This is a genomic window from Halomonas sp., assembly GCF_041689495.1.
Classification (GTDB): domain Bacteria; phylum Pseudomonadota; class Gammaproteobacteria; order Pseudomonadales; family Halomonadaceae; genus Halomonas.
In genome coordinates this window covers 19,520-31,721 of record NZ_JBDNGD010000196.1, presented here as the reverse complement: position 1 = coordinate 31,721, position 12,202 = coordinate 19,520, and the positions used below count along the sequence as shown (strand labels likewise).

General features: G+C 56.6%; 14 protein-coding genes. All 14 read left to right on the top strand.

The window, feature by feature from the left end; all coding sequences use genetic code 11:
• Window positions 1–42: 42 nt before the first annotated feature.
• The 14 genes from ACESMD_RS06965 to ACESMD_RS06900 all read left to right on the top strand — a co-directional run bounded on the left by ACESMD_RS06965 (window position 43) and on the right by ACESMD_RS06900 (window position 12,157).
• A complete protein-coding gene (locus tag ACESMD_RS06965) occupies window positions 43–1,482 on the top strand; it encodes a hypothetical protein (protein ID WP_372611623.1) in 1,440 nt (479 codons plus the stop codon).
• Window positions 1,472–1,702, top strand: coding sequence for a hypothetical protein (locus ACESMD_RS06960; RefSeq protein ID WP_372611621.1), 231 nt, complete (start codon window positions 1,472–1,474; stop codon window positions 1,700–1,702). The genes ACESMD_RS06965 and ACESMD_RS06960 overlap by 11 nt, the downstream gene beginning before the upstream one ends.
• Window positions 1,702–1,923 (top strand): hypothetical protein, encoded by a 222-nt coding sequence (locus ACESMD_RS06955; RefSeq protein WP_372611619.1) that lies wholly within the window; start codon window positions 1,702–1,704, stop codon window positions 1,921–1,923. Before ACESMD_RS06960 ends, ACESMD_RS06955 begins: the two co-directional genes overlap by 1 nt.
• A 1-nt stretch (window position 1,924) precedes the next feature.
• On the top strand, window positions 1,925–2,437 hold the full coding sequence (locus ACESMD_RS06950) for a hypothetical protein (protein ID WP_372611617.1): 513 nt from the start codon (window positions 1,925–1,927) through the stop codon (window positions 2,435–2,437).
• A gap of 3 nt (window positions 2,438–2,440) precedes the next feature.
• Window positions 2,441–3,745 carry a hypothetical protein gene (locus ACESMD_RS06945; RefSeq protein WP_372611615.1) on the top strand — a complete coding sequence of 435 codons (1,305 nt, stop codon included), beginning with the start codon at window positions 2,441–2,443 and terminating at the stop codon, window positions 3,743–3,745.
• Between the two features lie 25 nt (window positions 3,746–3,770).
• Window positions 3,771–4,271, top strand: a complete 501-nt coding sequence (locus tag ACESMD_RS06940) for a hypothetical protein (protein ID WP_372611613.1) — start codon at window positions 3,771–3,773, stop codon at window positions 4,269–4,271.
• A gap of 36 nt (window positions 4,272–4,307) precedes the next feature.
• On the top strand, window positions 4,308–4,838 hold the full coding sequence (locus tag ACESMD_RS06935) for a hypothetical protein (RefSeq protein ID WP_372611611.1): 531 nt from the start codon (window positions 4,308–4,310) through the stop codon (window positions 4,836–4,838).
• 288 nt (window positions 4,839–5,126) lie between these two features.
• Complete coding sequence (locus ACESMD_RS06930) at window positions 5,127–7,025, top strand: hypothetical protein (RefSeq protein ID WP_372611609.1); 1,899 nt, start codon at window positions 5,127–5,129, stop codon at window positions 7,023–7,025.
• Window positions 7,025–7,618: a hypothetical protein gene (locus tag ACESMD_RS06925; RefSeq protein WP_372611607.1), complete on the top strand. Its 594-nt coding sequence runs from the start codon at window positions 7,025–7,027 to the stop codon at window positions 7,616–7,618. Before ACESMD_RS06930 ends, ACESMD_RS06925 begins: the two co-directional genes overlap by 1 nt.
• Window positions 7,615–9,105 (top strand): hypothetical protein, encoded by a 1,491-nt coding sequence (locus tag ACESMD_RS06920; RefSeq protein ID WP_372611605.1) that lies wholly within the window; start codon window positions 7,615–7,617, stop codon window positions 9,103–9,105. Before ACESMD_RS06925 ends, ACESMD_RS06920 begins: the two co-directional genes overlap by 4 nt.
• A 54-nt stretch (window positions 9,106–9,159) precedes the next feature.
• On the top strand, window positions 9,160–9,639 hold the full coding sequence (locus tag ACESMD_RS06915) for a hypothetical protein (protein ID WP_372611603.1): 480 nt from the start codon (window positions 9,160–9,162) through the stop codon (window positions 9,637–9,639).
• Window positions 9,640–9,645: 6 nt separating this feature from the next.
• Entirely contained in the window at window positions 9,646–9,963 is a 318-nt protein-coding gene (locus ACESMD_RS06910) for a hypothetical protein (protein WP_372611601.1), read from the top strand.
• A complete protein-coding gene (locus ACESMD_RS06905; protein WP_372611599.1) occupies window positions 9,963–11,780 on the top strand; it encodes a hypothetical protein in 1,818 nt (605 codons plus the stop codon). Before ACESMD_RS06910 ends, ACESMD_RS06905 begins: the two co-directional genes overlap by 1 nt.
• Before the next feature lie 5 nt (window positions 11,781–11,785).
• Window positions 11,786–12,157 carry a hypothetical protein gene (locus tag ACESMD_RS06900; RefSeq protein WP_372611597.1) on the top strand — a complete coding sequence of 124 codons (372 nt, stop codon included), beginning with the start codon at window positions 11,786–11,788 and terminating at the stop codon, window positions 12,155–12,157.
• Window positions 12,158–12,202 lie beyond the last annotated feature (45 nt).

Genomic DNA, 12,202 nt, shown 5'->3' with positions numbered 1-12,202 from the left:
AAATTCCGACTCGACTACGAAATCGAAGGTGTCGAGCGGACCATGACCGCAATCCGTCGTGGTATCAACGATGGGATGCAGGACGCTGCTGGCGACCTCATCGACCGTGGACACGACGCCGCGCAACAGCAGATTTACACCACACGCCGCGTGTGGCACAAGGAAGTCTACAAGTACGGCTGGGGGTCCAAGGACGTAGATAACCTCTCACCGACCCGCGTGTCTGGCCGTATCACGAACTACTCCGAGCACGCCTACGTCGTTGATGAAGGGTACAAGGCCCGCTGGGGCCAGCCTCCCGTTCAGAACATCATCGAGTGGGTTCACAGCAAGGTGCAGGGCGGCTGGCGTCTCAAGGACGACGGCGGAGACGGTGGCACTGGCGACCCGCTGAAGACCCAACTCGACACCAGTTCGGTTGCTGACGGGGATGCGACAATCTCCGAAATAATCACCGGACGAGAAGCTGGATTCGAGCGGAGTGCAAATTCTGACAAGATTCAACTTGCAACATACGAACGGGGAGACAGGGCGATATTCAAACCGAACGATGTTGAAAGCTCGGTGACTGGTGTCGTAGAGAACGAGGAAGTTTTCTACGAGTTTGCCGACCGACTTGGCTGGACTGGTGATGGCGGATTCCCTGTTTCACGACAGCGAACTATCACCGACGTTAACGGGGAGCAATCCACCGGCAACTTGATGGAGTTTATCGAGAACGGTCGTGAAATCGGTGACGTTGTAAATAACGATTTCAAATTTGGCCACGAAACGGAACTAACCCCATCAGAGTTCGGTGAAGCTAACATCGAATGGTCTGCTCGCGTTGGTGTTCTCGACTACATCTTCAATAACGACGACCGGCACCTCGGAAACGTTCTGCTGGACGGCGACAACAAACCGTGGGCAATTGACTCCGGTGGTCACAATCCTCCGAACATGCAGTTTCAGTCTACGCGTGTAAAGAGGCTTCTCCCGGTCAGGCCGTTCAAACAACTCTTCCGTAAAGACAGAGATAACGAGTACGTTGTCAAAGACCCGGAGCGGATGAAGGCTGTCACAGATGCTATTTTTGATAGACAGGAGAAAATCTTCGATGAACTCCGCGACCTCGACACCCGTCGGGAGTTCGTAGAGTTCGCGGAGAACCTTCATCCAGAAAACTCCGAATGGAAGCTCCACTTCAGAGACTTGCTCTCACCCGATGAGCCGGGGTATTACCACATCTTCGGCGAAGAAAGCAAGTTCAACGATAAGGAACTCTTCCAGTACGACATTGACAACATGCGTGAACAGCTTCAGGAATCGCTCGAAGAGCGGAGAAGCCAAGACCCGCTTCCCGGCACTGACGAAGATAGCGGAAGTACGAGCAGGCCGGGACTCACATGGGACATGTACTCCCCGAGTTCATGGGACCCCGATGAAGTATCGAACAGCGACATGATGGACGAAATTATTGGAGAGTCCCCTGATGACAGTTGAAGTGTATAAATGGGTGAGCGACACCGAGGAATACACGCTCGCCGCTCGTCTCAACGACGACGGTACTGTTGAAGGCGACTCTTCCATGTCACTCCGACTTTCATTCGTGGTGGACTTCATCACGGAGTCCGGCGAAGACCCGGCAGACTACCACGATGAAATCAGAAAGAGACTTCACGCCAACTGGGTCAACGGATTCTACCGGGTGACTTGGGACTGATGGCTGAATCAGACTACGACCCGGCAATACAGGCGATGATTGACCAGTACGGGCTTGAGACAGTCCGCGTGTCCTTCGCTATCGCTCGAAGTATTGGCAACAAGGGCTATCCGGGGATTCACTTCTCGGAGGAGGCCCGCAAGACCATCCTTCAGTCCTACTACGGCGTGACACACGAAGCGATTCGCCGTAACGTGAATCGTGAACTCAGGGGTCTCTAACATGGACACAAAGACAGCCATCAAAACGCTGGTCAACCACCTGAAGGCGGACATGGCAGTGCCAGTTCGCGTTTCAGGCATGGAAGACGAGCGACCAGTTCCGGTCGTGCTCATCTCCGACTGGGACATCACAGACTACACGTATCACAACACGGCGTTTGCTGGGCAGGAAGTAGACCCCACCGACGACGTGGAGAAGCAATGGTATCGCTTCTACTACGACATGCGGATAGAGATTACCGTGCGGTACTCCGATGAGGTCGCCGCCCACTCTCTGCTGGACGACCTTCGTTCCTCGCTCCGCATGGTCGGGGAAGACCCGCTTTCATTCCACGAGCATCTGAACGACTTGATGCTCCGTGGTTCAAGCGGCATTGACCACCAGTTCCTCGAATCGACGGAAACGGAACTGAACCAGAGCATCGTGCTGAAAACGTTCAACGAGAGCACGACGCCTGCTTCACAGTACACGACCATCGATTCGTTCGTGAACAACATCGACATCATACCCTAACTCATGGTTAACACTTACGGCGACGAAACTGAACCCGGCATCATCACCGAGGAGACCTCAGCGAACAACATTGTTTCGACTGGGAACGCTCCCTCTGATGCCTGCATCGTTGGTCCTGCCGACCTCGCAAGCGCGACGAACGCAGCGACCCCCGACCAAGTGTACGAAATCACGCAAGAGCGAACAGCGAAGGACCGCTTCGGCGAAACTTCGCTGCTCACACACGCGATTGTGGACATGCTGCGCGAAGGCGCTGCACCAGTCTATGCGGCTGCGCCGGCCTCAACGGATGAGGTCGCGGAAGACCACAGCGCAGACTCGTCCACGACCATTTCGCTCGCAAACGCACCAGCGAGCGAGAACGGAGCCGACTTCACGGTGAACTTCGGCGGCTCTGCGCTGAACGTCAACCTCACTTACGAGTCGGTTGGCGGCAAAAGCCCCTCCGCTGGAGAGTGCTTCGTGAACCCGGTTGATGCCGAGGTCGAAGTTCCCTCCGCGCCTTCGGGCGTCTCTGGGATGGACGTGGACTACACGTGGTACGACTACAGTGCCACGCTGGACGCTATCAAGGCGGACATCGAGGTCGCAGAAACCATCGACTTCCTCACAGCGGTACAGGAGAACTCCGCAGTGCAGCAGGACGTTCTCGCAACCGCAGAGGAGATGTCCGACGACCAGAACTACACCATCGCGTTCGTGGCCCCCAACGCCACGGTCATCGATGCGTCGAACTACACGAACACCTACGACTCTTCGCGAGCACAGGTGGTCTACCCCACGCGATTCTCGGACACCACCTCTGCTCTCGCAGCCTACACGGGCAAGCGCGCAGAACTCGGTCTGACGCGAACCGCTGTGGGCCAGCAACTCGACAGCGACAAGCTGCTCATGCAGTCGCTCACTCGGCAGCAGCGCGGCGACCTCATCGATGAGAACGTCGTTCCGCTGGAGAACCGTACTGGGGGTGCGGAAATCAAGGACGACAAGACGGCAATCGCAGACGACAACACCGACGAGCAGCACATCGACTACGGCTTCAAGCGACTCGTGCTGGACTACGTGTACGAGACTGCACGCGCGAACGAGCAGCCCTTCATCGGGCGGCTCAATCAGGTTCACATCCGGAACACGCTCCAGCACCTCATCGCATACCAGCTTACGGGACTGCGGGAGTCCAACCTCATCGAAGACTTCAGCGTCCGTGTGTACGAGGAGTCGGCGACGAAGGCTCGTCTGGAACTGAACATCGTGGCACCCGACCCGCTCCGGTTCATCGAGAACAACGTGGTCGTGGGTTCGGCCTAAAGACTTCACACACGAGACATAACTCATGCCAACTACCAACACCACGCCCAACGGCGTTGACCGCATCGAATCGGCGGCAAACATCAGCCTTCAGGTTTCACGGGGTGCAACGCAGGCAACCACCGACAACACGAGCGACGTGGATGCGGCCACGCAGGAGGTTCCCATCTCCCGGCTGGACACCACGAAGGACATCGAAATCACCGAGATTCGCGAGTCCAGCGTGAAGGCAACCGGCTACTCCATCACTGCAATCTCCTACTCGGGGACGATGATGTTCAAAGGCAGCACGCTCACGCGGCTGTTCGAAGACGGGACACAGGGAATCTATAAGCTCGTGTACGACGAGCAAGGACTTCCTGAGCCGGTTTCCATCACCATCACTCACGAACTCAACAACGCTCCGGAGACCTACCAGACTGTCCTCGTTACGAGTGAATCCTACCAAGTTCGCTCGGAGGAAGTCACAGAGACAGCGTTCGACTGGGTTGCGATGGACCGCACCACGGACCAGCCCGACGCGTAATAGCGCACTAACCACCTTCACTTTTCACGCATACACATGACCGATTCAACACTCACCGAAGAGACCGACGAACAGACCGACACGCCGAACATTTCGAAGCTTCGTGAGATGGCGCTTCGAGGCGACCAGTACCGCGATGTCATCGAAGACTTCACGTACTACGGCATGACTGGCGACCTCTACGTGAGGCCGCTCACAGACCCCGAGTTCCTGCCCATCGCAGCCATGCTCGAACAGCGACTCGACATGGACCCCGAAGAGGCGCAGGACGCACTCGAAGAGGAGAAAGACCCCGACACGGGCAAAATCGACGCATCCGCGTTCGACCGTGAGTTCGTCGTCATCATGGCGGAAGCAGCCGTCATGGGTATCGACTACACGCAGGGTATTGCCGAGGGTGAAACCAAGGAAGGGATGCGCGAAATCTTCGGCATCGCTGGAGAAGACGACGACGAAGGCATTGGGCTTCAGGGTGGCAAAACGCTCGTCATCGCGGAGCGAGTTCTGTCGATTTCCTCGGACGCAGACAGTGCGAAATCCTTTCGCCGAGACGGGAGCGGCAAATAGCTTTCTCGCAAACTTCGAGGAATTGGGAATGGGCTTTCGTGGGTCCGATTCCCAGCTATCACTGACTCCCTTTCAGCGCCAAGTTATCGACGCAGAGCGAGTTCGCCGGTCGAAACAGAAGCAAGAGCAGCGCGAAGAGATGATGAATCAGGGGCAGGGCGGCCAGCAGTCCCAACCCCCGATGAACAGTCGTGCCGGTGGAAGCGGCGGAAACACTAACAAGCAGTCGGAAACTGTTCGCTACGTCAACGAGAGCGAGAACCCCGACTTCATACCCCCAGAACAATAATGGCACAGCCAGTTACAATCAATGTAGACCTCGATGCTACAGACGCCCTTAACGAGTTAGCGGAACTCGAAATCCTGATGAAGTCCATCGGGAGCGACTTCCGCGACATGGACACCGACTCCATTACTGGGGACATTCAGGATATGGTCGATGCGCTTGAAAGCGCAGAACGGCGCACCGAGAACATCTCCCGCCACATGCAGAATGCTGCTCGCGCATGGGACGACATGGGCTTCGAAGGTCTTCCAGCAATGGGTAGTGGCGGAGGCGGTGGCGGGGGTGGTGGCGGCAGCAGAGGCGATGGGGGTTCGAAGAAGAACTCCATCCAAGACCTCCTCCAGAAGCTCGACAATCTGTATGGAACCCGAGAGGGCTTCCGCATGGATGAACAGATGCGTCTTTTCGACGGCCAACGAAGAGGCTCTGACGGTCGCTTCATCTCAAATACTCGCGACCCTCTACTCGATGAGGCGCAGACGCCAGCCCGAGGCATGAACGGAGAGCTATTCTCCAAACGTATGCAGCGGCTTCAGGCCGGAATAGACTGGTCTGGAACCAGCACAAGTGCAGCAGGAGACGACTTTAGTGCTATTAGGTCTACGCGAAGCCGCCTGATGGCGAACCTCCGCGACTCGTTCGACCTTAACGAGAGCGGAAACATTACCGGCGGGGAATATCTCGAAGCGTTCGAGAACAAGATGAAGAAGATGATGCCCACCATGCGGAAGTGGTGGCAGCTTCTCGCCCTCATCATCCCGCTGCTGATTGCAGCCGGGGTGCAAGCCCTCGGAGTCGCTGCGGCCTTCGGTGCGATTGCTGTGGCAGGCGCATCCATCATCGGTCTTGGTCTCATCGGCCATGCAGATAACATGGGTGCAGCCTTCCAGCAAGCAAAGCTGGAGATTGCTGACTTCAAGCAGGAACTCTTCGACGTATTCAGCCCGACTGCACAAGCCTTCGCGCCAATACAGTCGGAGTTCATGGACTTCGCACCAAGTGAACTTACAGGCGTAGCTGACGCCATGAAGGGGCTGGTTGTCTACTCTGACATCCTCTTCGATACGTGGTCCGCATTAGCAGGCGGCACGGAAGAGTTCATGAACATCCTCGTGCGAAACGAGTCGGTTGTCGGGCAGCTTACGTCGCGGTTCGGCGGCCTCATCGGGTCGGGAGCCTTAGAGTTCTTCGACTGGCTCATCCAATCGGCCTACCGAAACCAGAATATGCTCGTCCAACTGGGCGGCGTTCTGGTGGATGTGATGGTCGCTATCTACAACGTCTCGATGGCCGTCTCGACGGTCGTCGCGGCGTTTGCTCCGATGTTCAAGATGCTCGTTTGGATTAGCGATATACTGAACACGGGCGTTGTCATCAACCTGATAACGATGATAGCGCTGCTCTACATGCTCGGAAAGGCCGCGTTGGTCATCTACGGAATGTACAGCGGCTTCATGATGCTCGTTTCAGGCATTCAGATGGCAGTTGGCTGGCTCACAGTCTACGAACTCTCTACGTGGGGAGCCGTTGCTGCAACACTGGCACTCGTCGCTGCCGTTGGTCTTCTTACCCTCGGTGCTGCGACAGTAATCGGTGGAGCCGTCACGGGCGGCGTGATGGCTGGGTCCGACATTCCGAGCAGCCCCGGCGGTTCGCTTGGTGGCGGCGGTCCCAACTTCGGCGGCGGCGGTATGACCGTCCAGAATACGTACAACTCGAACTACCAGTTCGAGAGCAATGGTCCGATGAGTGGGGGGCAGGAACAGCGCATCCGCACGGAGTTCAAGCGGATGGAAGGACAGTCGTCGGCGATGAAGCCACCTGACGTGAACGATGGCAGTAGTTCATCTACGACGAACAAAAACGCCGGTAACGGCTCGAAGACAGGTACCTCCAAGTAATGCGATTCACAGCAAGCGGCGGCGGTGGAACTACCGGAGAGCCACAGGGGACGTACAACTTCGACATCCCCAACAACCCGGAAGAAGAACTTCCGTTTGGCATCGAGTGGGACGCCGGCAAAGGCGTAGCTGGCGTCTACTCATTCGACCCTCAGTATTACCCCGAACGGTTCCCGCAGACAAAAAATAAGGAACTGACGCGAAACGGGAATCAGTGCGGCGGTGAAGACATCTCCATCAAGGCCGTGAAGAACGTGGAGTTTCACATCGCCGGACGTGCGCTCGCCACTGAAATCCCGGCCCTGAAGCGACTTCAGGACCACACGGGAGTTGTGGACGTGTACTCGCCAATTTCACCCACCGGGGGTGTTGAAGCCTACCTCACGAACGTCGAGATTGACGCGACCCCGAACGGGTTTGACCCGATGTTCCGTGAGTGGCAATTCAGCTACACCATCGACCTCGTGAGCACGGGACGCGATGAGTACAGCGGCGACCGAAACACCATCGTCTCGGCAATCACTGGAAGCACGGCAGAAGCAGAAACAAACAGCACCAGTGGCGGCGGTGGGGGAGAACTCGACGCATCATGAACTGTGAAAACGGTGAGTGGACGTTTCGTTTCCCCCAAGTAGAAGGCCGCAATGGTCCCTTCGAAATCTCGCCACGGGAAATGACGCTCTCGATGGAGCGAAACGCCTACGACTATGCGAACGGCGAGTTCGATACGGAAGTAGGCGAGATGATGAAGCCCCACACCCGTAACGACGGTGGGCAACTTCGCTACGCCCAGCACGTGCAAGTCGTGCAGGATGGCGATGTCATCAGCACGCTCTACTTCAAGCCCGACTTCGTGGAGTACGGCGACCAAGCAACGTACATCGAGCTTCACGACCTACAGGAATCACTCGACTCCGGCATCGTAGACATACAGCGTTACCGAATAACGCTTCGTGAAGCCTACGAGTACATGTTCGACAAGCGCACGAACAACCTCATCAACGACATCAAGTTCACCGACAACATCAGCAAAGGTGTACTCGGTGAGGAGCGCGCAACGGAACTCCTCGGTTCCTCAACGCTTCCGCCCGGAGAACTCTACCCGGAAAATCAAGGGTCGATTTTTTACGACTACGCTGGCGACTTCGTATCGACAGGAAATCGGCTGCTTCATCCAATAAAGAAGAACGAAATAGAAGCAGACGCAACGAAGCGTCTCGTTGATGGCTTCTACGCACTGGACTTCGACCAGATTTCACCTGCGAAAGCAATCTGGAAGCTAAACCGGATGTTCAACATCCAAACGTGGGTGGACAACAACCGCACGCTCTGGGTAGGCGTTCCCGAAGCGGGCGCAATTCAGCACATTGCCGCGCCGAACGACAATCGCGTGTGGCGATACAAGACAGAAGGAGTCAACATCCGGCACCCTCGCGACCCCATCTACGGAATTGTGGTCGAAGGTAGCTGGATTGATGAACCCGGAGTCGGCGGGTCTGAAGACATCATTTCGTGGTTCGACAAACGCGACGAGAACGGCTTTGGTGACGTTCGTGCTGAAGGTGTCGCCTACATGCCAGACGTTGACTCCAGCCGCGGGCAGATGCTTAAGGTCAAAAACACCACAGCGAAGCGCGATTCTCTTTCCGCTGTTGCGCAGATTTCGCTCATCGAAGCGATGAAACAGCAGCACAAAGGCACGGTGCCACTGGACCCATCGAAATCGGGCGAGTTCACTGGACCCGTGAAGTCACTCCGTGTTGGCGATGCTCTCAGACTCATCCCCAACGACAAGTTCTTCGACTCGGTTGATGAGAACACGGGGCAGCTTGGCGATGAACCACCCGATGAGGCCGTGGAGTGCGGGAGCTTCATCCACAATGAAGTCTACCTCGTAAGCGGTGTCACGCATAAAGTGAGCGGGTCAGACTGGACAGTCAACGTTGACGTTGGCATGTTCCCAGACTTCAAGGTCGATAGCTTCGTTCGCTACTTCGACCCACGCGCGGACAACCCGGAAGACGCCTACGTTACGGAGGCAGACGTGTTCGATGGGTGGCTAACCATCGAAGACTTTTAATAGTGAGAACCGTTCTCATACCCTCCCTATAAATACCCGCTACCTTTCATAGTTATGGAACACGGCATCATCACGAGCACTCGCTACGAAAACGGCGTCATCCTGTGTGACGTGCAGGCAATTCGGGTCAACACCGAATATCCTGACGTGCCAATGCTGAAGCCATTCTCGGCGTTCACGGTGGTTCCGTCCATCGGTCAGAAAGTCGGAATGGTGAAACTCAGCGACGGCAAGCGGTTCATCACAGGCGTTATGGCGGCAGAAGGCGAAGGCGTCCAGCCAGCATCAATGGAGCAGGGCGAGGTCGCGCTGCAACTCGATGAGGCGACCCGCCTGACGTTCAGCAAGAACAGCAGCGGCGGCTACGACATCGAGCTTTCTGCCAGCGGGCAAATCACGCTCAATGCAGACGGCGACGTAGACCTCACCGCAGGCGGGCAAGTTTCGCTCGATGGCGTCCCGTTCGATACACACACCCACGACTACACGTGGGACGATACCGCCGGGTCAGGCACGACCGACCCACCACAGTAACCCCACATGGATTACTCACTCAACAGCGACATGGACATCCACTTCACCGAGTGGGGCGACTTCGTGACGGTCGAAGGAATCGAAGAGTTCCAGCAGGCGCTCACCGTGCAACTGCACGACCAACAGCGCATTCTCTTCGGCTCTACGGCGAACGACGCCACGCTCGAACTCCGTGTGAAGCAGATTGTCACTCGGCTTGCGAACCAGTACAGTGTCATCGATTCTATCGACCATCTGAAAGTCACGCGAACTAACACGGCTTCAGATACAGTGAAAATCATCATCGGCTTCAACACCGGGGACTCCTTCGAGGAAACACTCTAATGCCATTCACCGACGACGGCTACGAAAAGCTCACAGAAGACGAAATCTACGACCGACTTCGAAACAAATTCGAAGCCAAACTCGGCAAGACGGTCGAACCGGGAGACTTGGTATCTCAGCAACTCCGGGCGGAAGCGGAGACACTTGCAGAGAACCAAGAGGAGGCGATGCAGCGGGTCTACAAATCCGCATATCTCGCCGATGCCGAGGGTAAAAACCTCGACAAGCTCGCCCAGTACATCGGCCTCACGCGGCGTGAAGCTGTGCCTGCGACCGGCCTCATCGAGTTTAGCCGCGACGACATTCCCACGACGAGCTACACCGTTCCGAAGAACTCCAAGATACAGACACGCGGAAGTTCACCCATCGAGTTCGTCACCACGAATCAAACCACGTTGGCCTACATCGACGGGTTCGAAGACAACCTGAACGCGTGGGAAGGCGACAAAGCAGACTTCAGCCGCGTGCAGGCTGGTGCGCTCACCGAGAGCTACTCGCTCGAAGTACCGGCAACAGACGCCGTTGCACTCCAGACAGTACGGAAGGACTACAAAGTCGGGACGACGTTCAATCTGGACTTCGCCCCCTCATCGGATTCCATCACGTCCTTCAAGTTCGGCATGAACGACGCCGACAACTACCACGAACTCATCGTGGACACATCATCCGGTGACATTCATCTTCGGACGGTGGTTGACGGCACCGAAGATGCTCTCTCCACGGAGGTCGTCGCCGTACCAACTGGGACTGCATCGCACGTAGAACTCGATTGGTCGCTCTACGACGATTTGCGTGCAACCATCTACGAGAGTTCAGCCCGAACCACCAAGGTCGGTGAAGCCACGTTGGCGTATGAACCCGAGTGGAACACGGGCGCGTTCGAAATCGAATCGAACGATGGCGTTGCCACCGCACTCGTAGATGAAGTCGCGACCTCCGTGGTCACTGCATCCATCCGTGGTATCAACGGCGGCGTTCACACGAACGTTGGCCCCGACACGATTACCGTGGCTACTTCGGGCCTCACCGGCATCGAGAACATCACGAACCCCGTGCCTACGGGCGACCTCAGCTTCGTAGACCGGAACCTCTCGCCGCTCATCCTCGGCCAAGAGCGCGAAGACGACGAAGACCTGCGACAGCGCGCCTTCGAGAACTCCTCGATTGGTGGCGCAGCATCACTCAGTGCGCTTAAAACAATACTGAGCGAAGTCGCTGGCGTCCAGTCGGTAACCGTGAAGCGTAATCGCGAAGACACGGTTGACGGAGATGGACGACCGCCGCACTGCTACGAACCTATCATCTACGGGGGGCTTCATGGCGACATCGCACAGGCACTCCACGACACGGCCTCAGTTGACTCAAACGACGTTGCAGGCTACGCCGGTAACGAGGTCACCTACGATATAGAATCGCCCGCGACGGGCCAGACGGAGACGTACAGGTGGTCTGAGCCAATCGAAGTGCAGTTGGACGTTACGCTCGACTTGGTGGTCGATGAGAACTACGTCGGAGATACGAGCGTTCAGTCGATGGTCGTAGAGTATATCGGCGGGACGGACATCGACGGTTCACAGCTTGGGGGGCTTGCCAACGGAGAAGACGTGTACGAAGCCGTTCTCGCGGGGAAACTCGTTGACCCCGCCGAAACCGGCATCTGGGAGGTTGACTCCCTCACGATTGACGACAACAGTGATGGCAGTGACGATACGACAACTACGGCCAGTGGGGCCGACGTGTACGCAGTGACCGACGATAAGGTCGCGGTAACAGACGCCCGTGATGGTTCCATCACGGTGAACACCACACTCAAGTAAACTTCATGGCAGAACTTACCACAGCAGGCTACCAGAGCCTCCGAAACTACGTGAACAGTGAAAGTGCGTCGCCCCCGCCGTGGGACTACATCGAACTGTACGACGAAACGCAGTCGGCTATTACCCGAGTTTCTATCACGGGTGACACGCGCTGCCAGTGGCTTGACGCCGACGGCGACAACACGCTTCAGGTTGAAATCAGCTTGCAGGGTTCCGACGCAGACATCCCGCAGCCAACAACCATCAAGTATTCCGCGCTGTGGGACGCCTCATCGGGTGGAAACCAGTTGACGCCACAAGAGCAGTTCGCTGAAGCAACGCTGAATCAAGACGGGGACAGTGTGGTAATCACGCACTCGTTGAATATTCCGCAGTAATCTGAACTATGGCAGAACAAATTGATGCGTTCGAGTCGGTTGGGT